Genomic DNA, 24,921 nt, shown 5'->3' with positions numbered 1-24,921 from the left:
AGCGTGCATGGGTGGTCGGCAGGTCCTGGCGGCGCGGAGGCTGCTCGCCGAGGCGCTGGACGGCGAACTGCCCCAACACGAACGGGTGTTGGCGGCCCGCTCAGTCGTCGCCGAACTGGGCTCCCCCGACCGCCTGTTGGAGCTGACGGCCGAACTCGCCTCCGGTGAGGGCGATCCGGACGGCTGCGCCCGGTACTCGTACCGCCATGTCCTCGGCTTCGACAAACTCCTGCTCATCGACGGCGGCCCGCACCACATGCTGCGCGCCCATCTGTGGCACGCCGGCCGCGGGGCGATCGGCAAGGAGGACATCCACAACCACCGTTCCCCGCTTGCCTCCCATGTCGTACGGGGGCGGCTGGCGATGGAGCTGTACGCGCCCCGGGAGGGCGGCAGCGTGGAGGCGGACCGCTACCGGGAGTCCCTGGCGGACGAGTCGGCCGACTGGCTGCTGGAGCCGACGGGCCCGGCCCGGCTGCACCTCACGCAGGTCGCGGAGTACGCGGCGGGCAGCACCTACGCCCTGCCCGCGCACACCCTGCACCGGGCGTGGTGCGACACGGCCGAGCCGACGGTGACGCTCTTCCTGGAGACGGGGAACGGACGGCGGCAGCACACCGACGTGTTCACGGCGGCGGGGCCGCATCCGGGGTCGGTGCCGAAGGTACCGCTCGACGTGGCCGACTATCTGGCCGAACTCGACGCGCTGGCGGAGTTGCTCAGAAGCTCGTGAGGGTCAGACGCTCGCGCAGGTCACAGAGGCTCGCGCGGCTCAGAAGCTCGTGAGGGCCTGTCGCACGATGTCCAGGTTGTACGCGTCGATGTCGACGCTGTGCAGCTCGGCGGGGCTCAGCCAGACGTACCTCTGATCCGGCTTCTGGAGGGTGATGTGCCAGGAGAGGGGCTTGACCAGGAAGTTGTCCTGCCAGTTCTTGATCTCGTGCCCTTGGTACTCACTCAAGAACGACGATTCGCCGACCTTCCGGACGACCTCGCCGAGCAGGCCCGTCTCTTCCTTGAGCTCCCGCAGCACCCCGTCCTCGGGACTCTCGCCGGGCTCCAGCTTTCCGCAGGGAACGCCCCACACCAGGGGCAGGAACCGCTCGGTCTCACTGCGGCGCACCAACAGCACACGGCCTTCATGCATCACGACGGCGGCCGCCAGTCGCTTGTCGCCGGGGATCTCCATGTCCATGGTTCCTCGGTCCCTCGGTTCCTCGCCGGTCGGAGTCCACAGGGTTCTATACCCACGAAAACATCAACGCTACCAGGGTCGCCCAAGGGCGTCCGGCCGTTGGGAGCCGGGCCGTACGAGCGCCTGCACCTCGCCGTACGTCGGTGCCGGCCCCTCGACGGACCGGCCCGCGCGGATCAGGGCCGCCGTCTCCACCGCCGCGCCCAGGGCCCTGCGGTAGAGGAGCGAGCCGAGGCTGATACGGCGTACGCCCAGGTCGGCGAGGGCGGGCACGGTCGGACCCGTCGGCGAGTAGAGGATGTTGAGGGGAACGTCCAGGGTCTTCAACAGGGCGGTGATCCGGGACGGTTCGGAGAGGCCCGGGACGAACACGCCGTCGGCGCCCGCCTGTTGATAGGCGTCGAGGCGTCGGCTCGTGTCGCCCATGTCACCGCCGTCGCCCAGCCAGTGGGTGTCGGTCCGGGCGTTCACGAAGAGGCCCGGAACGGCGGACTTCACCGCCGCGATCTTCGCCGCGTGGAGTTCGACGGGGGCCAGGGTGCCGTCGGGGCGGCCGTCCTCCAGGTTGATGCCCGCGGCCCCGACGGCGGCCAGCTCGCGGGCCACCCCGGCGACCTCGTCCGGGGCGTCGCTGAAACCGCCCTCGGCGTCGACCGAGAGGAAGAACGGTCCACTGCCCAGCGCCAGGGCCAGGTTCAGTGTCGCGTCACGGGTCGCCGCCGCCCCGTCGGGCAGTCCGGCAGCCGCGGCGACTCCCAGGCTGGTCGTGCCGACCGCCGAGAAGCCCTGGGCGGCCAGGGCCGCCGCCGAGGCGTGGTCCCAGGCGTTGGGAAGCAGCAGCGGCGTGCCGGTGTGGTGGAGTGCGGCGAAGGCGGTCACCGCGTGCCGCCCAGGTCTCCCACGGCGTCGGCGTAGTACGTGGATCCCGTGAGGTGGAAGGCGAGTTGGCGGAAGGTCCAGCCCTCGCCGGGCGAGTGGTCGAGCTGGTCCTCGGTGAGTGCGGACAACCGGTTCGCCCACATCCGGGCCAGCCGGCCGAGCCTGCTGCGGGCCTCGTCCAGGTCCTCCTGGGTGAAGGGCGCGAGATCGGCCGGTGTGGTGGTCGCGGAGGCGTGCCAGTGGTCGGGCAGCGGGCGCTCGCCGACGAGCCGGGCCTCCAGTTCGGCGAGATGGTCGACCAGGTGGTCGGCGACCCGGCGGACGGCCTTGTGCGGGGTGTAGACACGGTCGTCGACGTGGGCGGACGTCCCGTCCCAGACGGTCCAGGTCGCGGCGAGCGCGAGGACGTGGTCGACCATGGCGGTGAGAGCTTGGGCCGGGTCGCGGCCGTCGGTGACCGGGACGTCGTCCCCGGAGGCCGCAGGTGCCGTGGCGCGTGCTTCGGCATGTGCTTCGGACGTGGTCATACGGCAACGCTAGGGGCGGAACGCTTCGGCACTCGCCGAACCGTCCCGGGCCTCCTGCCCAACAGTCCGGGTGCCCCGAGACGAGGCCACCCCGTCCGTGCAACCTCTGCCTGGGCTCGGTCGTCTCAACCAGCGCCAGGACCAGTGCGCGCGGCGAACGGGGAGGTCGGTGCCATGGCCGGCAGCGGGAAGCACGGTTTCGTCCGGAGCGTGCGCCGGTTCTTCTGGCTGCCCCGGGACATGCCACGCCGTTCGGCCGCCGCGCCGCCCCTGGTACGGGCGTGGCTGTTCGCGCTGGCTGTGGGGGCCGCTGTCGCGGTGTTCTACCCGGACGACGAGGTGACGACGCCGTCGCTGGCGACGGCCATCGTGTGGGTGGCCACGCTCGACGACGTGATCAAGGGTGTGCGGCACCGCTGGCCGGCCTTCCTGACCTCGTGGGCGGCCTGCTGGGGTCTCACCCGGCTCCTGTCCGCGATGGTGCCGGGTCTCTACGATTCCCACTGGGGCGAGTTCGCCGTCTTCGCTCCGGCGACGGCGGTGGCCGTGGCCGTGTTCGTCGGGATCACACGGCTGCCGCAGCACCGACGCCTGTGACCCGCACGTTCAGGCGCCCGGTCGGGTGGTCCCGACCGCGAGCGCCCCGTCGTCCAGCCGGGCCCACACCTCGCGCCCGCCGCTCCAGCGGACGTGGATCTCGTTCGTCCCGTCCACGACGGTCACGGCCACCGACTCCCCCAGCGGGACCGGATCCCGCTCGGCGGTGAGACGGGCGAGCGCGACGAAGACGGTGCCCGCGGCGGACGTGACGCCGGTCAATCCGTCGGAGGCGCTCAACAGGCCCTGGACAGGCTGGAGTTCGGCGCGCGCGCCGCCCTCCCCCGCCGCCCATCCCGTGACCCGTACCGCCGTCCCCTCGGGCGCGCCCGACACCCGGAACGCCCGTACCTCCACCGCGCCCTCGGCCAGCACGAGGCTCGTGACGCGGGCACCGGAGGCCGTCGTGTGCCGGGAGGCCGCCCAGCCCTCGCCCACGCCCAACGGCTCGATGCCGGTACGGCTCGGGTCGTCTCCGACGATCACGCTGTTGTCGTACGACGGTGAGGGCGTCGTCACCGTCGAGTACGCGAGCCGTGTGTAGTACGGGTCGTAGCGGACGTCCTCGCTGCCGTGGTTGTGGAGGCGGACCAGGCCGTCCGAACTCGTCGACTGGAGAAGCCAGTTGGGAGGGCCGATCGGGTGGGACTCGTCAGCCCGGTCCGTCCGCCGGGGCTCCTCGGTCGCGGTCCACACCTCGTGGTCCGGCGGGAGCAGCAGGCCGAGGAAGCCCTTGCTCGCCCAGTACGGGGAAGCGGGGCCCGAATAGCCCTGCAGGACGGCCGAGTTGGGACCGTGCCAGCCGAGGCTGAGCAGGCCGCGGTCGTCGACGGCTCCCCGGTCGAGGAAGTACTTCAGCGCGCCGGACGCCAGTCGCCGTGTCCCGCCCGGCGACAGGGGCGTACGGCCGGTGAACGCGCCGAGCCAGAGGGGGGCGGTCGTCGCGAAACGGTAGGTCAGTGAGCGGCCCTGGTGCATCGGCGCGCCGTCGCCCCCGAACAGGCGGGCGTAGTCGGCGAGATGGGCCGAGAGGCGGCCGCCGTAGAGGTCGAGCAGCCGCTCGTCGTCGGCCAGCCAGGCGTGCAGCACCGGGTACAGGTGCATGGCCCAGCCGTTGTAGTAGTCGAAGGCCTGCCCGTCGCCGTCGGTGTACCAGCCGTCGCCGACGTACCACTGCTCGATGCGGTCGAGGCCCCGGTCGATCGCGGCACGGGACAGCGTGGGCTCGTACCCGATGTCTTCCAGGAAGCCGCCGACCGTCACCGGGAACAACTCCCAGTTGCAGGGCCAGGGTTCGGCCGTCAGCGCGTCGCCGAGCCAGGCCGCGGCCCGCTGCCGTACGCCGTCGTCGAGGCGGTCCCAGAGGAGGGGCCGGGTGAGGCGCAGGGCGAGGGCGATGGAGGCGGCCTCGACGAGGGGCTGGCTTCGGTCCTCGATGCGCGGCCAGACGCCGGCCGTTCCGGCGGCGAGGCCTTCGGCGTACCGCTCCAGGGCCTTCTCGTCTCGGCGGAAGGCCGCCAGCATCAGCGTACGGGCGTATCCCTCCAGGCCGTCGGAGAGGCGGCCCGACCAGCTCGTGTGCTCGCCGGGCAGGTGGTAGAGGGCGCGGTCCTCGGTCGCGTACGGCTCCACGGCCGCGAGCAGGGAGTCGGCCGCCGCCTCCCAGTGGGCGCGTGTGTAGCCGGTGTACGGGCTGAGGGTGCGGTCCTCGGGGACTCCGGCGGGGCCTGCGGACATCGGTCGGGCTTCCTGCTCTCTCGCTCGGGTGGAACGGGTGGTACCTGGGACGCCCCGGTTCCGGACGGGACGCCCCAGGAGTCCAGCTCACCTCACCAGGCGCTCGGGCACCAGGTGTTGGGCAAGTAGTTCGTCGCGGACCAGTTCCGCGTACGCCGTCGCGCCGTACGCGGAGGTGTGTGTGTTGTCCCTTTTCTCGTTGTAGAGGTAGAGCGCCTTGGAGCCCTCGACACCCAGCGACTCGACCAGGGCCTTCGTCCTGGCCGTGAGGTCGATGAGCGGCACGTCGTGGGCGGCGGCGACCGAGCGGGTGACGGCCGGATGGTCGACGCCCAGGCCGTTCACCAGCAGGGCCGTGCCGTTGTTGAGAGTGCCGTCGCTGTTGAACCAGCGGCGGACGATCGGAGTGACCAGAACCGGTCGGCCACCCTTGTCCCGTACGCCCGCGACGAGCGTTTCGAGGTTCGCGCGGTACGTCGCCTCGTCGGTCTGCTTGTCGTTGTGGGCGAGCTGGATGAGAACCAGGTCGCCCTTGCGGATCAGCGGCTGGACGGTCGCGAAGAGCCGCGGGTCGGCGAGGTAGGTGACCGTACTCTCACCGGAATCCGCGTAGTTGGCGACCGAGACGCCCTTGCGGAGGTACTGCGGGAGTTGCTGGCCCCAGCCGGAGTAGGGGTCGCCCGGCTGGTCGCAGACCGTGGAGTCGCCGACGAGGAAGATCTGCCGGGTGTGCCTGGCTGCGGCCGGAGTGACCCGGATGTCGGCGAGCGCGGGCGCCGAGCCGCCGACGACCAGGTCGAGACCGGGCGTGCCCTCGGCTCCGGTGGGTTCGCCCTCGGGTGTACGGACGTTCACGGTGAAGGTGCGGGTCACCGGCTCGCCCGCCCCGGTGGGCGTCTCGGCGAGCAGGGTGCGTCGCGTCTCGCCCGTGATGCCGGTGCTCGCCGCGGTGTCACCGCCGAGCCGGACACGTACGTCGTACGTGCCGGGCGCGACGTCGAAGTGGCATGCGGTCGCGGTGCAGTTCTCCATCCCCAGGCCCGTCCCCGTCCCGCGGCCGTGCGCCTGGGCCGGGACGGCGGACAAGGCCGTGGCGATGGTCAGCGTGGCCAGCAGGGTGATCGTCGTGCGTCTCAACGCGACTCCTCAATTCCCTCAAGTCCCTCGGGTCCACTGCTGGTTGGTCGCACCGTTGCACGTGTACGTGATGATCGCGGCGGAGTCGGCGGTGGAAGCGCCGTTCACGTCCAGGCACTCGCCACTCGCACGGGACGTGATGCTCACGTAGGAGCCGCTGGTGGTGAGCGACCACTGCTGGCTGGTCGCCGAGGAGCTGCAGTTCTCCTGGGTGACGGTGTTGGCGTTCTCCTGCACGCACAGGGAGCTGCCTCGGACGTTCAGCTGGTAGTAGCCGCTGCCCAGGGACTTGAGCCAGTACTTCTGGTTGTTGCCGCCGTTGCAGGTGTACTGCTTGATCTGGGCGCCCGCCCAGAGCGACTGGCTGGTCACGTCGGCGCACTTGGAGGAGTTGCGGGCGATCAGCGTGTTGTAGGTGGCGCTCGTACCGGTGACCGTCCCGGCGGTCGTGTCGACGGTGACCTCCGGGGACCAGGACATGGACATCGTGGTGGAGCTCGGGAAGGTCAACGGCAGCCACACGTAACGGGAGTCGTTGACCGTGCCGCCGAAGGAGTTGCCCCAGCGGTCGCCCATGTAGAGGTACGAGGTGCCCGAACTCCCCTGCACGGGAAGGACGTACGCCGTCTGCGAGCCGTAGGTCGTCGAGTCGCCGACGTTCGTCATCGCCGTCCAGGGGCCCGCGATCGAGGTCGCCGTGGCGTACTGCTGCTGGTTGGGGTTCCAGCCCGTGGCGCCCGAAGTCAGCATGAAATAGACGCCGCCCCGCTTGAAGAGCGCCGGGGCCTCACGGTGGCCGCCGGGCCAGGGGTTGGCGGCCAGGCTCGCGATGCCCGTGTAGTCGGCGGTCAGGCGGTAGATCTGGAGGTCGTAGTTCTCGCGGGCCGCCGAGATCATGTAGCCGGCGCCGTCGGTGTCCACGAACACCGTGATGTCACGGGACATGTGCGTGCCGAGCGGCCGGAAACTGCCCTGCCAGGTGTAGTTGCCGTCCACGGTGTCCGACACGGCGACCGCCGCGCGGGCCTCGCCGTAGTCGACGCCGTTCTCCTTGTGCATCCACATCACGAACTTGCCGGTGGACGCGTTGTACATGACCTTCGGCCGCTCGATGTTCGCGGTCGCAAGTTCGGGGTCGCTCGCCTGGGTGAGGACGTGGTTGCGGAACTCCCAGTTCTTCAGGTCCGTCGAGCGGTAGGCGTCCACGTACCGGAAGGTGTTGTCGGTGTTCCGGTTCTCACCGAACCAGTAGTAGTACGCGCCGACCTTGATGACCCCGCCGCCGTGTGCGCGCACGGGGTTGCCACTGGTGTCGGTGAACTGCGTGCCGTTGGTGACTGTCTGGGGTGCCGCCTGGGCCGGACCGGCCGTGACGAGTGCGCCGGCCAGCGCCAGACAGAGAGCCAGGAGTACCGCGTACGCACGTCTCATCTCAGACACTCTCCTTCGAGGTGTCGGCCACGGGGACGCCGAAGTCGGGGGTGCCGTCGGGCTTCCAGCCGAGCCGTTGAATGCGGGTGTGCCGGTTGGGGTCGTTCAGCGGGTCGCCGACGATGTCCTTGTACTGGCGGGCGTGGTAGACGAGGACGTCGGTGCGGCCGTCCTCGGCGACGGTGAAGCTGTTGTGGCCCGGGCCGTACTGCTTGGTGGTGTCGTTGCTCGTGAAGACGGGGGTCGGCGACTTGGACCAGTTCGCGGGGTCCATGAGGTCGCTGCGGGCGTCGGCGGTCAGCAGGCCCATGCAGTAGTTGAAGTCGGTGGCGCTCGCCGAGTACGACATGAAGACGCGGCCGTTGCGCTTGATGACCGACGGCCCTTCGTTGACCTTGAAGCCGATCACTTCCCACGGCAACTCTGGTGTCGTGAGCCGAACTTGAGGACCTGTCAGGGTCCACGGGCTCGCCATCTCGGACAGCCAGACGGCGGTGTTGTTGTCCATGCCGGGCTCGTGCTGCGCCCAGGCCAGATAGCGGCTCCCGCGGTGGGTGAAGGTGGTGGCGTCGAGGGAGAAGGTCTCCCAGGCCGTCCTCAACTGGCCCTTCTCGACCCACTCCCCGCGGAAGGGGTCGCGGCTCGCGTTCTCCAGCACCCAGATGCGGATGGCCCAGATGTCGTTCGCGGGCGCGGCGGCGAAGTAGACGTACCACTTGCCGTCGATGTGGTGGATCTCCGGCGCCCAGATGTGGGCGCCCATGTCACCGCTCGCGTGCTTCGTCCAGATCACGGACTCGGCGGCCCCGGTCAGCCCGCGCAGGGTCCGGGAGCGGCGCAGGATGATCCGGTCGTACTCGGGGGCCGTGGCCGTGAAGTAGTAGTGGCCGTCCCGGTGTCGGTGGATGTGCGGGTCGGCGCGGTTGCGGACGAGCGGGTTGACGTACGGGCCGCCCGGCCCGGCCCCGCCATCGGCGGCCCCGGCGGCGGCCTCGGCTGCTGCGACCCCGACCCCAGGTACGGCCGTGAGGGCGCCCGCGGCCAAGGCGCCCTTCAGGAGGAGTCTGCGGCTGGGGACTTCGGACGGGCCGACGTCGTCATTGCGGCTCATGCGTGTGCCCCTCCACGCTCATGTTCACAATTTCGAACAACATCTGACATTAAGAAACGCCGAAACCGTAAGGGCGCGTTCCGGGGAGGTCAACGGATCGGGAGCGATCCGACGAGCGAAACTTTTGCGACCGAAGTTTCTGTTATCGGCCCCCGGCCGAACCCGTCTCCACGGACGTGAACAAGAACATCCGCGTACCGGCGGCAGGGATTCGCGTACGGGCGACAGGGATTCGTGGACGGGCGTCGGGGATTCGTGGACGGGCGTCGGGAGTCGGCGCAGCGCTCGCCGTCGTCGTCGCGACAGGAGTCATGGCACCGGGCGCGGTCGCGGCGCCCGCCGAGGCGAAGGACGTCACCGCGGCGGTGCTCGCCGACCGGGACGTGACGCTGAGCGGCGACACCGTGGTGACCGTGCCGGCCGGGGAGACCACGTACGACGGGGTGTTCCGGGGCGAGGGCACGCTCACCGTGCGCGGTTCCGGCACCCTGGTCCTCACCAAGGACAGCGACTTCACGCTGCCCAAGTCCCGTCAGCGGCAGCGGGTCGCCACCCAGGGCGGCAACCACCCGTACACCACCGTGAGCGACCCGGACCCGCCCGCGATCACCGTCGAGCGCGGGGCCACCCTCCAGTACGGCACGGGCGGCGGCACGGGTCTGATCGGGCACTTCCCGTACAACACCCCGGGCTACCAGCTGAACCAGCTCAACGTCAGGGTCGACGGAACCCTGCGGCTCTCCCTCGTACGGACCTTCAACCTCGGCACGATCAGCGGTTCGGGGCTGGTCAGCCAGCCGCGGTTCATGTGGGGCAAGCTCGACATCGCGGGCACGCACCCGTTCACCGGAGTGATCGACAACGGCACCGCGATGGACGCGGGCAAGTCCGAGTACCCGGTGTCCCTGCCGAACGCCCGCGCCATCCTCAACCAGGGCACCTGGACCGTCGACACCCCGCTCGGCCGGACGGTCACCCTGCGGCAGAACTTCTACCAGCGGGAGTACGGCAGCGACATCAACGTCCAGTCGCGGCCCGGCAGCAAGGTCGTACTCACCGGCCAGTACAGCTGGTCGAACCAGGGCGGCGACACCAGCCCCTCGCTCAGCGACCCGGCTCTCAACTGGCGGCCGGCGACGAAGAACGTCAACAAGCGCGGCACCAACATCAAGGGTGCCAATGTCCAGTGGGGCGACGGGACCACCAACAAGATCTTCATGCCGGGGACGGCCGAGACCGTCTACATCAACTTGCTTGCCGCCAGGGCCCGTTCACTGCTCACCTTCGACTACAACGGGCCCGTGACGCTCGGCGCGCCCATCGGCGGCGGCCGGTTCCACGACACGCTGTCCGCGCCCGGTGCCGGGGACGTCGTCGTCAAGGGGACCAAGGGCAACGACGTCACCTTCGCCGCCGTCCAGTACTACGACGGCTCCACGACCGTCCGGAAGGGTGCGGTCCTGCGGCTGGGCAGCGGGAAGGCGGGCGGCGACGGCGGGCTGTACACCAAGGGTGACCTCTACAAGGTGGTCAACGACGGCTCGCTGGTGCTCCGCAACACCTCCAAGCCGCTGGTTCTGTCCCGGATCAGCGGCGGCGGGTCCCTCACGCAGTCGGGTGCGGCGACGACCACGCTGTCGGGCACGGCGGTGACGTACACCGGGACGACGACCGTCACGAAGGGCACGCTCGCGCTCGACGGGACGGGCCTGGCCCGCAGCAGGGCGATCCGCCTCACGGCGTCCGGCGCGCGGCTCGACGTCCGCAAGGCACCCGGCGCGGCCCTGAACCTGACCACCTCCCTGTCCGGCAGGGGCACGGTCGTCGGCTCGGTGACGAGTACGGGCAAGGTCTCGGGCGGGGTGACCGTGACCGGGGACTACAGGCAGCGGTCGGGTGGTCAACTCGTCGTAGGGGGCAAAACGTTGAAGGTCGGGGGCAACGTGGCGCTGGCGGGCAAGCTGGACGCCCGCTCGGGGTCGGAGACGGAGACGGAGACTGGGACGGTCACGCTGATCGACCACTCGGGCAAAGCGAGGACGACTGGCACGTTCACCGGGCTGAAGGAAGGTGCTGCGGTCAAGGTGGGCAAGACCAGGTACCGGATCAGCTACCGGGGCGGTGACGGCAACGACGTCGTTCTGACCGCCGCCACCACCGCGAGCCCGTCCGCGACCGCCCGCGCCGCCGCGGAGTCGGCCGTACCGAAGGCCGCGCGTACGCAGAACGCTGCCGACGAGAGCCCCATACCGCGCGCGTGGTGGCTGGTCGCCGCCGCGCTGGGGCTGCTGGCCACGCTGATGATCCCGGTGACCAGGCGTCGGCGGGGGCGCGGAAGGGACGGGAAGGGCGGCCGGCACGCGTCGGCGCGGTGACCGGCGCGGCGAGGAGGCACTCGCCCCTCGCTCAAGAGGTAAGGCTCAGCGGGGGAAACCCAGGTCGTCCGCGAGCCGCCGCGCCTCGTCCGCCCAGTCCGCCAGGAACGCCAGCACCACTCCGCGTTCCCGGTAGCGGCGCTCGGCCTCGACGGTGCGGCCGCCGCCGTAGTCGAGCTGCCGTTCGTCGCTCGCGCGGGACAGCATCAGGGCGGTGAGCCAGTCGTACTTGACGGCGGAGGCGCACACACCGAGGCGGACCAGGCGCTCGTCGCCCTGCCAGCCGCCCGCGCGCAGGCCGCGTACATAGCCCTCGTACACGGCGGTCGCCAGCTCGGGGAGCCGGGCGGCGGGCAGGAACAGGTCGAAGACGGTGTCGGGGATGTAGTTGCCGACGTCCTCGCCGAGCCCGCCGTCACCGGCGAACGCCCAGTCCAGCAGGACGCTTTCGCCGTGGCGCGAGACGAGGTTGGCGGGCCACTGGTCGAGGTGGCTGAAGACCCGGGGCAGCGACTCCATGGTCCGCAGGAACCACTCGCGTTCCTGGTGCAGCCGCACCATCCGCTCGCGCAGCCCGTCGGGGAAGTGGTCGCGTACGAGCGGCTGTTGCCATGCCGTGTCGTCGTCCAGCAGCTCCCGGCCCACCGTCTGGCCCAAGGTGTAGTCCCGCAGGAAGCGGCGGCTGAGCCAGGGCCGGTCGAGGACCACGCCGTCCGCCAGTGCCCTGCCGTGGGCGGCGCCCAGCCGTTCGGCGTGCCGGGCGTGCCGCGCGACCGGCCATGCCGTGGCGGGGTCGCCGTCGCGTACGTCCTCCAGCCACAACGCCACGTCTCCGTCGGGCCGTTCGACGGACGCCAGCAGTTCGGGCGCGGTGATGCCCCACGGCTGCCAGACCCGGGCGACCCCCTCCTCGTACACATGGGCCTCGCGCCGCCAGAAGTTCCAGTGGCGCGGGTCCTCCGAGGCCGCCCAGGTCTCGGTGGTGTCCTTGGCGCGGGTCAGCACCTTGAGGACGGCGGAGCGCCCGCCTGCGGTGACGCGCCAGACGCCGGCCGTGACGCCGTTCCTGGGGTTGTGGGTGAGGGGCTCGAACTCGGCGCGGTCGGGCGGGAGTTGGAAGACCTGCCGGACTTCGCCGGCGAGCTGCGGGGTGAGCGGTGCGACGTCACTCATGCGGTGATCCTAAAAGACCGTGCGGGCCGGGGCCGGGAGGACGGCACCCGGCGGCCGGGAGCACGAGCCCCGACCGGTGCGCGGAGAAAAACCCCGCGCGCGCTCCCCCGGCCCCTTGCTACCGTCCCCGTCATGAAGCGCGCCCATATGACGACGACGCCGGAGAGTGTCCCGGCGCGCTGACTCATGAGCCAGTCCGAAGCCCCGGGGCGAGTGCCCCGGGGCTTCGGCGTTCCCGGTCGCTCGCCCGGACATCTTCCCGTCCACGAGGAGACCGCCACCATGAACGACAACCACACCGACAGCAGCCACGGCCAGAACCAAGGCGACCGCCACGACCACCGCAGGCTCGGCCGTGAGCTGGACCTGTTCGACACCGATCCGCTGATCGGGGCGGGGCTGCCGTACTGGCTGCCCGACGGCGCGACCGTACGGCACACCCTGGAGGAGTACATCCGCGGCGAGGAGCGGCGGGCCGGCTACCGGCACGTGTACTCGCCGGTGCTCGGCAAGCGGGAGCTGTACGAGATCTCGGGGCACTGGTCGCACTACAGCGAGGACATGTTCCCGCCGATGGAACTGGGCTCGGAGCAGGTCGTGCTGCGCCCGAGCCTGTGTCCCCACCACGCGGTGATCTACCGCTCCCGCCCCCACAGCTACCGCGAACTCCCGCTCAGAATGGCTGAGTTGGGCGGCATGTACCGCTCCGAGCTGTCCGGCGTACTCGGCGGCCTCACCCGCGTACGGGCGATCCAGCTCAACGACGCGCACATCTTCTGCACCCTGGACCAGGTGGCCGACGAGGCGGGGGCGGCGCTGGAGATGATCCGCCGGGCGTACGAGGCGCTCGGGATCGACCCGGTCCGCTACCGGCTGTCCCTGCCCGGCCCCGGCGGCAAGTACGTCGCCGCGCCCGAGCTGTGGCAACGGTCCACCGCGCTGCTGACCGAGGTCCTGGACCGCTCGGGGCTGCCGTACGAGGCGGCCGAGGGCGAGGCCGCGTTCTACGGTCCGAAGATCGACGTCCAGGTCGCCGACGGCGCGGGCCGGGAGTCCACCCTCTCCACCGTGCAGGTCGACTTCCACCAGCCCGAGCGGTTCGGCCTGCACTACATCGGCGCGGACGGCGGCAGGCACCGGCCGGTCATGGTCCACCGCAGCATCATCGGCAGCGTGGAGCGTGCCGTGGCACACCTCGTCGAGCAGCACGGCGGCGCCTTCCCGCCCTGGCTCGCGCCGACCCAGCTGGTGATCCTGCCGATCTCGGACGCGGAGTTCCCGAACGCCGCCGCCTTCGCCCGGCGCTGCGCCGAACGGGGTCTGCGGGCCGAGGTCGCGGGCCCGGAGAGCGGCAGCCTGGGCGCCCGTGTCCGGGCGTCCCGTCTGGTCCCGTACCAGGCGGTGATCGGCGCGAAGGAAGCCGTGGACGACCGGGTGGCAGTCCGTCTGCGCGACGGCCGCCGCCTCGAACCGCGACCGGCCGAGGAGGTCGTCGACCGGGTCGCGGCACTGACCGAGGCCCACAGCACCGAACTGTGGGACGGCTCGGCCTGAGCAGGGCCTTTGGGTCAGCTCGCTCCGGAGGGCGCGGCCGGTAGCTCCACCGTGATGCGGATCCCGCCGTCGGGGCGCGGGGTGAGGGTGAGTGTTCCGTCGTGGGCGTCGGTGATGGTCTTGACGATGGCCAGGCCGAGGCCGACGCCCGCGTGGTCGGTGTGTACGCGTTCGGTGCCGCGCTGGAACCGTTCGGTGAGTGTCGAGACCTGCTCCGGGGTGAGCTTCTCACCGGTGTTCTCGACGGTGAGCACCACGGTGTCGGGGCGGGCACTGGTGTCGACCCATACCGTGCCCTGTTCGGGCAGGTTGTGGACGATCGCGTTGTGCACGAGGTTCGTGGTCAGCTGCAGCAGGAGCGCGTGCGATCCGAGGGTGGGCGTGATGTCGCCGGAGGTTTCGAAGGTGACGCCACGCTTCTCGGCGAGGGGGAGGAGTGTCTCGACGGCTTCTTCCGCCAGGAGGGACAGGTCGACGTGTTCCCGGGTGAAGGAGCGCTGGTCGGCGTGGCTGAGCAGAAGGAGTGCTTCGGTGAGGTCGATCGCCCGGGTGTTGACGGCGTGGAGGCGGTCGATGACCTCGCCGGCGTCCTGGTTCGGATCGGCGCGCGCCACGTCGAGAAGTGCCTTCGAGACCGCCAGCGGGGTACGCAGCTCGTGCGAGGCGTTGGCCGCGAATCTCTGCTGTTCGGCGACGTGCGCTTCGAGCCGGGCGAGCATCGCGTCGAAGGCGTCGGCGAGTTCGCGGAACTCGTCCTTGCGGCCCGGCAGCCGGATCCGGTGGGAGAGCGATCCGTTCGTGGCGGTTCGGGTGGCCTCCGTGATGCGGGTCAGCGGGGCGAGCATGCGGCCGGCGAGGATCCACCCTCCCACGAGGCCGAACACCAGCAGGAACGCCAGTACCGCGGCCGCCCTCGGAGCGAAGACGTCCAGGAGGACGGACCGGATGGGAAAAACACCGTCGGGCCTGTCGTCGGGGTTTTTGAGCATCGCCCGATCGGGGACGTACCGCAGGAGGAACACCCACACCGCCGCGAGCAGCAGGACGCCGGCGATCATGAGGAATCCGGCGTAGCTGAGGGTGAGTTTGAGGCGAACGCTCATGCCGGGCCGCCTATCCACGGTCCCCTCCCCCGTGCCCGGCCCCGTGTCCGGTCTCCGGTTGCGTGTCGATGCGGTAGCCGACGCCCGGCAGAGTGGCGATGATCCAGGGTTCGCCGAGCCGCTTGCGCAGGGCCGAGACGGTGATGCGCACGGCGTTGGTGAACGGGTCGGCGTTCTCGTCCCACGCGCGTTCCAGGAGTTCTTCGGCGCTGACGGTGCCGCCTTCGGCGGCGACGAGGACTTCGAGCACGGCGAACTGCTTCCGGGTCAGCGCGACGTAGCGGTCGTCGCGGTAGACCTCTCTGCGGAACGGGTCCAGGCGCAGACCCGCGATCTCCCGCACGGGCGGCCTGTTGTGGGCGCGTCTGCGGTCGAGTGCTCTGAGCCTGAGCGCGAGTTCCCGGAGTTCGAAAGGTTTCGTGAGGTAGTCGTCGGCGCCGAGTTCGAACCCGGAGGCCTTGTCGTCGAGCCGGTCGGCGGCGGTGAGCATGAGGATCGGCATGCCGCTGCCGGAGGCGACGATGCGCTTGGCGATCTCGTCACCGGAGGGGCCCGGGATGTCGCGGTCGAGGACGGCGATGTCGTACGTGTTGATGCCCAGCAGTTCCAGAGCGGTGTCGCCGTCACCCGCGAGGTCGGCGGCGATCGCCTCCAGTCGCAGGCCGTCGCGGATGGCTTCCGCCAGAAAGGGCTCGTCCTCGACGATCAGCACACGCATACGCCCGATGCTACGAGCCGACGTATATCGCCGACATATCGAAAACCGCATACGTGCCCGCAACACCGCGCTGCCTTGACTGGGGGCATGTCCAGCAGCGAACCAGCACGAACAGGAACCGGCCGTGGCCGGCCTCGGCCCCGTCGACCGGGAGCCTCCACACGATGACGACCACCCCCCAGCAGGACACTCACGAACCCATGGCCGCCGACGCGCGGGACACGGCGGAGACCGGACAGGGCGACGCCGGCCGCCGGGGTGCCGACCCCCGGGGTGGCGGCTCCGTTGCCTGGCGTGCGGGCATCCGCCGGGCGATCCGCGCCGTCTCCCGGCCTGAGCCCTGGAAGCGCGGCCCGGTGCTGGCGGCGCTCGCGCTGCTCCTCGGCCTGCTCATGCTGCTGCACGCGAAGATCCCGGACGGGCTGAAGAACGTCGGCAGCCTGGTGGAGACCTTCCTGCCGTGGTTCGGCCTGTTCGTCCCGGTGCTGCTGGCCGGGGCGCTGTGGCGCCGCTCGGCCTCCACCGTGGTCGCGCTGCTGCTGCCGGTCACGGTGTGGCTGAACCTCTTCGGCGGCGTGCTCAGCGACAAGTCCCACCCCGGCGGTGACCTCACCGTGGTCAGCCACAACGTCGGCGCCGGCAACTCCGACCCGGCCGGCACCGCCCGCGACCTGGCCGCCTCCGGTGCGGACGTGCTGGCGCTGGAGGAGCTGACCGGGCGGGCCCGGGGCGCCTACGGGAAGGGGCTGGCGAAGGCGTACCCGTACCACACGGTCAAGGGCACGGTCGGGCTGTGGAGCAAGCGCCCGCTGTCTGACACCCGGACCGTCGACGTCGCGATGCCGGGCAAGGCCGGGCCGCTGGCGAGGAACCTGTCGGCCGAGGAGAAGGCGGCCACGCCCCGGGCGCTGCGCACCACGGTGGCCACGGACCAGGGGCCGCTCGCGGTGTACGTGGCCCACCTCGGGTCCGTACGCGTCAATCCCAGGGCGGGCCTGTCGACGAGCCAGCGGGACGAGGGCGCGCAGAAGCTCGGCGAGGCCGTCGCGGCCGAGCCGAACGAGCGGGTGGTGCTGCTCGGCGACCTGAACGGCACGACGGACGACCGCGCGTTCGACGGCCTCACCTCGCAGCTGCACTCGGCCCAGGAAACGGCCGGGGACGGCTTCGGCTTCAGCTGGCCGGCGGGGTTCCCGGTCGTACGGATCGACCAGATCCTGGTCCGCGGTGTGGAGCCGCAGAGCTCATGGGTACTGCCGGCCACCGGCAGCGACCACCTGCCGGTGGCGGCGAGGATCAGCTGGTGAACACCGAGTTCACCTGAACTGTCCGCCAGGCGCTGTCAGCGCTCGCAGAACTCGGTCTCGACGGCCGTGTCCTCCAGTCGCTGCTCGCCCCGGTCGCCGTTGCGGTTCATGGTCATGAGGCCTGGGTGTTCGGGTGTGATCGGGGCGGGGCGTGGTCAGGTGGCCCGGCCGGTGCGGCGGTGGCTGCGGTGGGCGTCCCCAGGGCGACGGCTGCGACGGCAAGGGCGACGCGGAGTCCGCGAAAGGACTGTTGACGGCTCATGGGAACAGCCCACCGAGTGCCCGCTCCCCCGCAGCATCGGGAACACCCCGGAGGGGAACACCCGTGCGGCAGGATGGCGCCCATGATTCGTTCCGTGCGTGCCATGCGTGTCCTGCCGTTGCTGCTCCTGCCCCTGCTGCTCGTTTCCTGCGGTACGGAGGAGGCGGGTGCCGGGGCCGGCACGGGTGATACCGGTAAGGGCACGGCAGGTGCCGACAAGGGCACGGGCAGCTCGGCCGATCCCGCCGATCCTGCCGAACTCGCCGCCCGTGCCGGGGCCTTGGGGATCGCGCCGGAGTTCGTCTATGTCACCGAGGCCCCGGGGTTCGCCGTGGCCCAGCAGTCGGTGGGGGTGTTCGGGGGCGACGGGTTCCATGCCGCGTACTTCTCCCGGAAGACCCACGCCCAGTTCGAACTCTTCGTGGACCGGGGCACGTTGACAGCGGAGAACTGCCCGAAGACCCAAGTGGGGCAGGGGTCGGGCGAGTCGGTCGCCTGTGAGCGCGACGGGGACGCCTGGTACCGGAAGGCCGGTGGCCGGCACGAGTACGCCCTGCCCCGCGACGGCCATGTGATCCGGCTCGTCGGTGACGCGAACCGGCTGGACCGCGCCGTTCTGCGCGAGGCCGCGGAAGCGACCCACCACCCGGACGCCGCCGAGCTGACCGCCCTCCTGCCACCGGCCCCCGAGGGCACCGCCACCGAGCCGGTCGAGCGCGGGGACCTGCCACCGGTCGGCGACGGGGCGCCCAACAACGAGGTGGGCGCGTCGGGTTGAGCGACCGGCCCGCCGGACCGAAAATTTCGGAGTCCCGCCCGCTCCCCCGGCCCTCCGCCCCGCGCGCCGGCGCGCCATAGAGTCGGGCCCCATGGCAGCGCAGCACCTCGAACCCCGTGTCCTCGTCCACACCCGCACCACGGACTACCGCCACGAGTCGATACCCGACGGCATCGCCGCCGTGCGGTCGCTCGGGGCCGCGCACGGCTTCACCGTCCACGCCTCGGAGGCCTACGAGGATCCGGCCTTCCGGCAGCACCTGCTCGGCGGAATCGGCTGGGCGGGGCGAATCCGCACTCTGTGAGAGGCGGGCGGCCCCTCGGCCGTCACCTCCGCCGCACACCTCCCGACCTCCGAAGCCGCCGCACGACCGACAGCGGCACGGCACCGGGCTTCTGCGTCTTCCGGTCGGCAGGATCGACAGGGTCGGCCGTGACCTCCGAGGCGGCGAACTCGGCCTCCCACAAGGCTAGTTCGCGATCCCGCGGCCCGTGCACGACCGCGGGTTCCCCCGCCCCGAAGACCCGTACCGGATGCGTGGCGTCCCACACCGGCCACCCCGGATCCCCCTCGACGGCGAACCGCACCCACGCCGAGTGCATCTCGTCGGCGAGAGCCTGCGGGGCCCCGGGCCCGGCGAGCTTCGCGGCCTCGGGCACGTCGGCGGTGTCGAAGACGAAGCCGAGCTCCAGGGCATGGCAGGCGCCGAGGCCGGGGACGTTGGAGGGCCAGGCGAACTCGTAGACGTACGAGGGTGCCGGGTGGGCGTCCGCCAGACGGTGCAGCGGGACGCGGAGGAGATGGTCGGTGACCAGCTGGCCCACCAGGTCGGCGGTGCTCGCGTCGGGATGGGCCAGCCGGTATCCGCGCGGGACCTCGGGGCCGCAGCGGCAGCGGGCCATCGCGCCGGCCAGGGCCACCGGGCCGAGCCGGTCGATGCGTTCCAGGAGGCCGGTGGGCGCGAGCCACAGCCGGTACTCCTCGCTGGTCCAGCCCAGCATCAGGTCGACGTCCCGGGCCGCGTCGCCGTCCAGCAGCGCCTCCAGCGGGTCGCGCGGCACGAGGTCTCCGTCGACGACGATGCCGAACGCGGGACCCCCGAGGACCGGGCTGGCACGGCGGCCGACCTCGGCCTGCGCCTCGGCCAGGGCGGCCCGGTCGACGGCGGCGAACGCCTCGGCGGTCGCGGGGATCTTCAGCCGCGTGGCCATACGCCGTACCAGGCGCCGCACCTTGTCCCGTTCCGTCACCTCGGGCGGGCCGCTCTGCAGCGCGGCCCGCCGGAACAGCCCCTGGGCGTACGGGCTCGCCAGCAGCGCGCCGATGCTGATCGCGCCTGCGGACTCGCCGAAGACGGTCACCCGGTCCGGATCGCGGCCGAACTCGGCGATCGCGTCCCGCACCCACTCCAGCGCGGCGAGCTGGTCGCGCAGGCCCGGGTTGGCGGGGGCGTCCGGGAAGAGGCCGTAACCCTCAACGCCCAGGCGGTAGTTGAGGGAGACGAACACCAGGCCGTCGCGGGCGAAGGACCGGCCGTCGTACACCGGGACCGCCGAAGAGCCGCGGGTCAGCGCCCCGCCGTGGATCCACACCATGACGGGCAGGCGGGCGCCGGGGCCCGGCTCGGGCGTCCACACGTTCAGGCTGAGGATGTCGTCGCCCGGCACGACCGGGTCGGAGAGCAGCTTCGCGAAGGCCTCGGAGTACGGGGGCTTGGGCGGCGTCGGCCCGAACTCACCCGCGTCGCGGACGCCGTCCCACGGCTCGGGCGGGACGGGCGGACGGAAGCGGCGGGGGCCGAAGGGAGGGGCGGCGTAGGGGATGCCCCGGAACACGGCGAGGCCGTTCTCGTAACGGCCTCGGACGGCACCGTACGGGGTGCTGACCACGGGACCCTCGGTCATTCGACCATCTCCTCACCTGAGCGGGAACCACAGGGCCTGCCCCCTCAGCGCATCACACAATCCCTGTGTCACGCAGCCCAGGAGCGGCCCGGGGAAGTTCAGGGCGGCCCCCGGAAGGGCGAAATCCGCCGTGCGGTGGTCCGTACGGCGGCCCGTCTGGCGGTCCGTCCGGCAGCGCGGGGCGACACGGCCAACCGCCCAGGACCTGCGTGTTCGACATTTCGAAAGTTTCGACTCCGCGAAATTCCGTTGAATACCCGCTCTTCCACGGCGTGTCACCGCGGCCTTACTGTAGGAAGCGCTTTCTACCCGAAACTTTCGACGGCCCTCGGGACGGGGCCTGGAGAGGTGGGCTTCCATGGTGCGTACCGGAAGCGTGGCCGGGCCGACCCTCGCGGTCGTCGCACGCGAGGCGGGCGTTTCCGTACCGACGGCCTCCAAGGTCGTCAACGGCCGTGAGGACGTGGCGCCGGAGACCCGCCGCCGGGTGACGGAGGCGCTCGACCGGCTCGGCTATGTCCGCAGACCCCGGTTCGACGCGGTGAAGTCGCCCGGCCTGGTCGACCTCGTCGTCCACTCGCTGGAGAACTCCTGGTCGGGCTCGATCCTGCACGGCGTGGAGGAGGCGGCGCACGACGCGGGCATGGAGGTGGTGGTCTCGGCGGGCCTGACCCGGACCCGGGGCGGCCGGCCGGAGCGCGGCTGGCTGGACAAGCTCTCCACGCGCGGCTCCTCCGGGGTGCTGTTCAACCTCGCCGAGCTGACCGCGTCCCAGTACGCCTGGCTGGACCAGCACCGCATCCCGTTCGTGCTGATCGACCCGGTGCTGGAGCCGCCGTCCGGAGTCGTCTCGGTGGGCGCGGCCAACTGGCACGGCGGGGTGACCGCCACCGAGCATCTGCTCTCCCTCGGCCACGAACGCATAGCGGTCATCGCCGGTTACCGCCGCAAGATGTGCAGCACCGCGCGCGTCGCCGGCTACCGCTCGGCGCTCGCGGCGGCCGGACTGCGCCACCGCCCCGAGTACCTGCGCTACGGCAACTTCGACGAGAGCGCCGCGCACCGCCGCATGCTGGAGCTCCTCGATCTTCCGGAACCGCCCACGGCCGTCTTCGTCTGCTCGGACCGCATGGCTCTGGGCGCGTACCGGGCGCTGGCCGAGCGGGGGCTGTCCGTCCCGGACGACGTCAGCGTGGTGGGCTTCGACGACCTGCCCGAGGCCCACTGGGCCTCGCCGGCCCTGACGACCGTCCGCCAGCCGCTCGCGGAGATGGCGGCGACGGCGATGCGCCTGCTGGTGCGGATGATGGCGGGCGAGCAGCCGGAGGGGACGCGTACGGAGTTGTCCACGCGGCTGGTGGTACGGGCGAGCACGGCAGCACCCCGCTGACCCGGCCGGGTGCGGGCGAGCACGGCACCCCACCGGCCCGCCCCGCCCTCACGCGGAGTCGAGCGAGGCGAGGGAGCCGGGCGAATCGAGGGAGCCGGGCGCGTTGGGCGAATCGAGTGAGCCGAGTGAGCTGAGTGAGTCCTGTCAGCCGAGTGCCCCCGCGATCCCGGTGATCGCCGTCGGCCCGACCCGGCAGCACCCGCCGATCAGCCGGGCCCCGGCCCGCTCCCAGCCGCCGACCTGTTCGGGGGTGAAGGTGGAGCGGCCGGTCCAGGCGCGCGCCTCGGCGTCCCAGGTCTCGCCGCTGTTCGGGTAGACCACGACCGGCTTGCCGGTGACGCGTGCGGCGGTCTCCACCGCGGCGTCCACGTCGTCGGGGACGCAGCAGTTGACGCCGACCGCGATCACCTCGTCGGCGTCGGCGGCGAGCGCGAAGGCCTCCTCCAGCGGCTGCCCTGCCCGGGTCCGGCCCCCGGCGACGCTGTACGACAGCCACGCCGGTACGCCGAGCCCGCGCACCGCCCGCAGCAGCGCCCGCGCCTCGTCGGCGTCGGGCACGGTCTCAAGGGCCAGGACGTCAGGACCGGCCTCGGCCAGCACCTCAAGGCGGGGCCGGTGAAACGCCTCCAGTTCGGCGACGCTCAGCCCGTACCTGCCCCGGTACTCCGAACCGTCCGCGAGCATCGCCCCGTACGGGCCCACCGACGCCGCCACCCACAGCGGCTCGCGCACACCCTTCGCCTCGGCCTGCCGGGCCGCCTCGCGGGCGAGTTCGACGCTGAGCCCGAGCAGTTCGGCCGCTCGCTCGCGGGAGATGCCGCGCCCCGCGAAGCCTTCGAAGGTCGCCTGGTAGCTGGAGGTGATCGCCACGTTCGCGCCCGCCTCGAAGTACGCCAGATGTGCCTCGGTGATCGCCTCGGGCCGCTCGGCGAGCAGCCGCGCCGACCACAGTTCGTCGCTCAGGTCGTGCCCGGCCGATTCGAGCTGGTTGGACATACCGCCGTCGAGGACGACGGTGCCGGTGGCGAGCGCCTCGGCGAGGGTGCGCGGGGCGGTGGGAGAGGGATCGCGGGTGGGGTCGCTGCTCATGCCACGACGCTAGTCGAAGGCGTGGCGGACGCCCGAGCGTGTCCAGTGTGTGAACAGATCGCCCACCATGTGGGATGCGGGGTTACGATCACGGCCTCCCCACTCCCCGTACGCCGCAGTGCGTCGACCGGCGTCGCCGTGGCCGCCGGACGCGATGCGGCGCGTCCCCACGGAATCCGGAAGTGCCATGACTGCCCCCAGCACCACCGAGGCCGGTGGAACACACCCCGGTCCGGCCCCCGCCGCACCCCGCCGCACCTTCGGCCTCGCCGCCGCCACCGCCCTCGTCATGGGCAACATCATCGGCGGCGGCATCTTCGTGCTGCCCGCCACCGTCGCCCCGTACGGCACGGTCAGCCTGCTCGCCTTCGTCATCCTGTCCGTAGGCGCGGTACTGCTGGCCCTGCTCTTCGGGAAACTCGCGCGCCGCAGCCCGGTCACCGGCGGGCTCTACGTCTATCCGCGGGACGCGTTCGGCGAGTTCGCGGGCTTTCTGTCGGCCTGGTCGTACTGGACCATGACCTGGGTCAGCATCGCCGCGCTCGCGGTGGCGACCGTCGGATACGCCGATGTGCTGCTGCCGCTGGACGGCAACCGTGCCCTGGAGGCGGCCGTGGCCGCGGCCGCGCTGTGGCTGCCCGCCGCCGCGAACTTCGCGGGCACCCGCTGGGTCGGCGGGGTGCAGATCGTGTCGACGATCCTGAAGTTCGTGCCGCTGCTCCTGGTCGCCACCGTCGGGCTCTTCTTCATCGACACCGACAACTTCGGCCCTTTCAACGCCTCCGGCGACAGCGTGCCCGGCGCGCTCGCCGCCTCGGCCGCGCTGCTCCTCTACAGCTTCCTGGGCGTCGAGTCGGCCGCGATGAGCGCGGGCGAGGTCCGCGACCCGGAGCGCACGGTCGGCCGCGCCAGCGTGCTGGGCACGCTCGGCTCGGCACTCGTCTACCTCCTCGGCACGGTCGCGGTCTTCGGGCTCGTCCCGCACGGCCAACTCGCCGAGTCCGGCGCGCCGTTCGCCGACGCCGTGGACGCGATGACCGGCGGCCACTGGGGCGGCACGCTCATCGCGGTCGTCGCCGTCGCCTCGATGGTCGGCTGCCTCAACGGGTGGATCCTGATGAGCGCCCAGATGCCGTACGCCGCCGCCCGCGACGGACTGTTCCCGGCGAGGTTCGCCCGCGTGGGCAAGGGTGGGGTCCCCGGTTTCGGCGTCCTCGCCTGCGCTTCCCTCGGCACGGTTCTGATCGGCCTCAACTACACGGCGGGACCCGACGCCACGTTCCGCGTACTCGTCCTCATCACCACCTTCACCGGGTGCGTGCCGTATCTCCTGTCGGCCGCGGCCCAGTTGTACTGGCTCGCCCAGGGCACCCGCGAACGCGTCCGCCCCGCGGGCCTGGCACGCGACCTGATCGTCGCCGCCCTCTCCTTCGCCTTCTCGTTCTGGCTCATCGCGGGGGCCGGGTATGCGGCCGTCTACCAGGGGGTGTTGTTCCTGTTCGCCGGGATCCCCGTGTACGTGTGGCTGCGGGGGCGGTCCGAGGGCGGGCGGTCGTCCGGAGTCACCAAGGGATGACTCCAGGGTCACCAGGGGATGACGCCGTCGTCCTCGAAGAACGAACCGGTCGGGCCGCCGTCGGGCAGTGTGGCGAGCCGGATCGCCGTCGCCGCGCCCTGCTCGGGGGTGCGGGGTCCTTGGAAGCCGGTGAAGTCGGTCGCGACCAGGCCCGGGCAGGCGGCGTTGATCAGGATGTTCGTGTCGGCGAGCTGCCGGGCGTACTGCACGGTGACGGCGTTGAGGAACGACTTCGACGGTGAGTAGGCCGCCATGACGGGGCCGATCTCGATGTCCGGGTCCGCCTGCCGGGTGAGGGAGGCGACCGAACTGGAGACGTTGACGATGCGCGGCGACGTCGAGCGCCGCAGCAGCGGCAGCATCGCGTTGGTCACCCGGATGACACCGATGACGTTGGTCTCCACAACCGTGCGGACCAGGTCGAGGTCGAGCGCGGTCGGGTCCTGTATCCAACCCGGCCCCATCTCCCCCGAGATACCGGCGTTGTTGACCAGGACGTCCAGGCGCCCGGCCCGCCGTTCGACCAGTTCCGCGCCATCGGTGACGCTCAGGTCGGCGGTCACGTCCAGCGGAACCCCGAACGCGTCCACCCCGGCGGCGCGCAGCTTCTCCACGGCGCTCTCGCGCCGGACCTCGTCGCGGGCTCCCACGCCCACGCGGTACCCGAGGGCGCCAAGCCCGGCCGCGATCTCGTACCCGATTCCCTTGTTCGCGCCGGTGACCAGCGCGATCTTCGTTTCGCTCATGCCGTTGATGTTCACTCGCGGACGAGCGGTGCGGCCAACACCGATCCAGTGCTCTGTCATACCTGGTAGGTATCACCGGGCTACGCTGTGGCCGTGGACACCTTGGAGACCCGCGAGTTGAGGTACTTCGTCGCCGTCGCCGAGGAACTGCACTTCGGCCGCGCCGCCGAGCGCCTCGGCATGGCCCAGCCACCGCTGTCCCGGGCGATCCAGCAGCTCGAACGGCGCCTCGGCGTCTGCCTGTTGGAACGCAACCGTCGCGGCGTCTCCCTGACCGACGCCGGGGAGGTACTGCTGCACGAGGGCCGCGCAGCCCTCGACGCGACCACCGC

At 71.5% G+C, this 24,921-nt stretch carries 23 protein-coding genes; 10 read left to right on the top strand and 13 right to left on the bottom strand.

Translation table 11 applies throughout. The features are described 5' to 3' along the window. Nucleotides 1-7 precede the first annotated feature (7 nt). The gene (locus O3Q52_RS14250; RefSeq protein WP_269649147.1) at nt 8-733 is read left to right on the top strand and encodes a hypothetical protein; all 726 of its coding nucleotides are present in this window, start codon (nt 8-10) and stop codon (nt 731-733) included. A gap of 39 nt (nt 734-772) precedes the next feature. On the opposite strand, the gene O3Q52_RS14245 is transcribed toward O3Q52_RS14250, so the two are convergent. From O3Q52_RS14245 to O3Q52_RS14235, 3 genes are all read right to left on the bottom strand, one after another. Beyond that, a complete protein-coding gene (locus O3Q52_RS14245) occupies nt 773-1,195 on the bottom strand; it encodes an NUDIX hydrolase (RefSeq protein ID WP_269649146.1) in 423 nt (140 codons plus the stop codon). 69 nt (nt 1,196-1,264) lie between these two features. After that, on the bottom strand, nt 1,265-2,074 hold the full coding sequence (locus O3Q52_RS14240; RefSeq protein WP_269649145.1) for an isocitrate lyase/phosphoenolpyruvate mutase family protein: 810 nt from the start codon (nt 2,072-2,074) through the stop codon (nt 1,265-1,267). Beyond that, on the bottom strand, nt 2,071-2,493 hold the full coding sequence (locus O3Q52_RS14235) for a hypothetical protein (protein ID WP_269649153.1): 423 nt from the start codon (nt 2,491-2,493) through the stop codon (nt 2,071-2,073). The genes O3Q52_RS14240 and O3Q52_RS14235 overlap by 4 nt, the downstream gene beginning before the upstream one ends. Nucleotides 2,494-2,775: 282 nt before the next feature. On the opposite strand from O3Q52_RS14235, the gene O3Q52_RS14230 reads away from it, so the two are divergent. Continuing rightward, nucleotides 2,776-3,198, top strand: a complete 423-nt coding sequence (locus O3Q52_RS14230) for a hypothetical protein (RefSeq protein WP_269649144.1) — start codon at nt 2,776-2,778, stop codon at nt 3,196-3,198. 9 nt (nt 3,199-3,207) lie between these two features. On the opposite strand, the gene O3Q52_RS14225 is transcribed toward O3Q52_RS14230, so the two are convergent. The 4 genes from O3Q52_RS14225 to O3Q52_RS14210 all read right to left on the bottom strand — a co-directional run bounded on the left by O3Q52_RS14225 (nt 3,208) and on the right by O3Q52_RS14210 (nt 8,614). Then, nucleotides 3,208-4,935, bottom strand: coding sequence for a DUF2264 domain-containing protein (locus O3Q52_RS14225; protein WP_269649143.1), 1,728 nt, complete (start codon nt 4,933-4,935; stop codon nt 3,208-3,210). A gap of 87 nt (nt 4,936-5,022) precedes the next feature. Then, nucleotides 5,023-6,072: a rhamnogalacturonan acetylesterase gene (locus O3Q52_RS14220; RefSeq protein WP_269649142.1), complete on the bottom strand. Its 1,050-nt coding sequence runs from the start codon at nt 6,070-6,072 to the stop codon at nt 5,023-5,025. An 18-nt stretch (nt 6,073-6,090) separates the two neighbouring features. After that, the gene (locus O3Q52_RS14215) at nt 6,091-7,503 is read right to left on the bottom strand and encodes an RICIN domain-containing protein (RefSeq protein ID WP_269649141.1); all 1,413 of its coding nucleotides are present in this window, start codon (nt 7,501-7,503) and stop codon (nt 6,091-6,093) included. A gap of 1 nt (nt 7,504) precedes the next feature. Beyond that, a complete protein-coding gene (locus O3Q52_RS14210; protein ID WP_269649140.1) occupies nt 7,505-8,614 on the bottom strand; it encodes a glycoside hydrolase family 43 protein in 1,110 nt (369 codons plus the stop codon). A 311-nt stretch (nt 8,615-8,925) separates the two neighbouring features. Here O3Q52_RS14210 and O3Q52_RS14205 point away from each other — a divergent pair, with 311 nt between their 5' ends. After that, the gene (locus O3Q52_RS14205) at nt 8,926-10,989 is read left to right on the top strand and encodes an autotransporter (protein ID WP_269649139.1); all 2,064 of its coding nucleotides are present in this window, start codon (nt 8,926-8,928) and stop codon (nt 10,987-10,989) included. A gap of 45 nt (nt 10,990-11,034) precedes the next feature. On the opposite strand, the gene O3Q52_RS14200 is transcribed toward O3Q52_RS14205, so the two are convergent. Continuing rightward, nucleotides 11,035-12,162 carry an aminoglycoside phosphotransferase gene (locus O3Q52_RS14200; RefSeq protein WP_269649138.1) on the bottom strand — a complete coding sequence of 376 codons (1,128 nt, stop codon included), beginning with the start codon at nt 12,160-12,162 and terminating at the stop codon, nt 11,035-11,037. Between the two features lie 282 nt (nt 12,163-12,444). Here O3Q52_RS14200 and thrS point away from each other — a divergent pair, with 282 nt between their 5' ends. Beyond that, the gene (gene thrS, locus O3Q52_RS14195; RefSeq protein ID WP_269649137.1) at nt 12,445-13,716 is read left to right on the top strand and encodes a threonine--tRNA ligase; all 1,272 of its coding nucleotides are present in this window, start codon (nt 12,445-12,447) and stop codon (nt 13,714-13,716) included. A 14-nt stretch (nt 13,717-13,730) separates the two neighbouring features. Here the strand turns inward: thrS and O3Q52_RS14190 are convergent, their stop codons facing one another. Both O3Q52_RS14190 and O3Q52_RS14185 read right to left on the bottom strand, forming a co-directional pair. Further along, nucleotides 13,731-14,819, bottom strand: coding sequence for a HAMP domain-containing sensor histidine kinase (locus O3Q52_RS14190; RefSeq protein ID WP_269649136.1), 1,089 nt, complete (start codon nt 14,817-14,819; stop codon nt 13,731-13,733). Between the two features lie 10 nt (nt 14,820-14,829). Next, nucleotides 14,830-15,537 carry a response regulator transcription factor gene (locus tag O3Q52_RS14185; protein WP_269649135.1) on the bottom strand — a complete coding sequence of 236 codons (708 nt, stop codon included), beginning with the start codon at nt 15,535-15,537 and terminating at the stop codon, nt 14,830-14,832. A 164-nt stretch (nt 15,538-15,701) separates the two neighbouring features. Here O3Q52_RS14185 and O3Q52_RS14180 point away from each other — a divergent pair, with 164 nt between their 5' ends. The 3 genes from O3Q52_RS14180 to O3Q52_RS14170 all read left to right on the top strand — a co-directional run bounded on the left by O3Q52_RS14180 (nt 15,702) and on the right by O3Q52_RS14170 (nt 18,188). After that, complete coding sequence (locus O3Q52_RS14180) at nt 15,702-16,844, top strand: endonuclease/exonuclease/phosphatase family protein (RefSeq protein WP_269649134.1); 1,143 nt, start codon at nt 15,702-15,704, stop codon at nt 16,842-16,844. A 344-nt stretch (nt 16,845-17,188) separates the two neighbouring features. After that, nucleotides 17,189-17,884: a hypothetical protein gene (locus O3Q52_RS14175; RefSeq protein ID WP_269649133.1), complete on the top strand. Its 696-nt coding sequence runs from the start codon at nt 17,189-17,191 to the stop codon at nt 17,882-17,884. 91 nt (nt 17,885-17,975) lie between these two features. Then, complete coding sequence (locus O3Q52_RS14170) at nt 17,976-18,188, top strand: hypothetical protein (protein WP_332112908.1); 213 nt, start codon at nt 17,976-17,978, stop codon at nt 18,186-18,188. A gap of 22 nt (nt 18,189-18,210) precedes the next feature. Here O3Q52_RS14170 and O3Q52_RS14165 read toward each other — a convergent pair whose 3' ends face one another. Beyond that, a complete protein-coding gene (locus O3Q52_RS14165) occupies nt 18,211-19,788 on the bottom strand; it encodes a carboxylesterase/lipase family protein (protein ID WP_269649132.1) in 1,578 nt (525 codons plus the stop codon). A 358-nt stretch (nt 19,789-20,146) separates the two neighbouring features. On the opposite strand from O3Q52_RS14165, the gene O3Q52_RS14160 reads away from it, so the two are divergent. Beyond that, on the top strand, nt 20,147-21,178 hold the full coding sequence (locus tag O3Q52_RS14160) for a LacI family DNA-binding transcriptional regulator (RefSeq protein WP_269649131.1): 1,032 nt from the start codon (nt 20,147-20,149) through the stop codon (nt 21,176-21,178). 144 nt (nt 21,179-21,322) lie between these two features. Here the strand turns inward: O3Q52_RS14160 and mmuM are convergent, their stop codons facing one another. Then, nucleotides 21,323-22,267: a homocysteine S-methyltransferase gene (gene mmuM, locus O3Q52_RS14155; RefSeq protein ID WP_269649130.1), complete on the bottom strand. Its 945-nt coding sequence runs from the start codon at nt 22,265-22,267 to the stop codon at nt 21,323-21,325. 187 nt (nt 22,268-22,454) lie between these two features. On the opposite strand from mmuM, the gene O3Q52_RS14150 reads away from it, so the two are divergent. Then, nucleotides 22,455-23,843 carry an amino acid permease gene (locus tag O3Q52_RS14150; protein WP_269649129.1) on the top strand — a complete coding sequence of 463 codons (1,389 nt, stop codon included), beginning with the start codon at nt 22,455-22,457 and terminating at the stop codon, nt 23,841-23,843. Nucleotides 23,844-23,851: 8 nt separating this feature from the next. Here the strand turns inward: O3Q52_RS14150 and O3Q52_RS14145 are convergent, their stop codons facing one another. Beyond that, nucleotides 23,852-24,589 (bottom strand): SDR family oxidoreductase, encoded by a 738-nt coding sequence (locus O3Q52_RS14145; RefSeq protein ID WP_269649128.1) that lies wholly within the window; start codon nt 24,587-24,589, stop codon nt 23,852-23,854. Between the two features lie 93 nt (nt 24,590-24,682). Here O3Q52_RS14145 and O3Q52_RS14140 point away from each other — a divergent pair. Then, nucleotides 24,683-24,921 (top strand): LysR family transcriptional regulator (locus O3Q52_RS14140; protein WP_269649127.1); only part of this gene is annotated, 239 nt, incomplete at its 3' end.

Source organism: Streptomyces sp. ActVer, assembly GCF_027270795.1.
Taxonomy (GTDB): Bacteria; Actinomycetota; Actinomycetes; order Streptomycetales; family Streptomycetaceae; genus Streptomyces; species Streptomyces umbrinus_A.
This window is presented reverse-complemented; position numbering and strand designations above follow the sequence as displayed.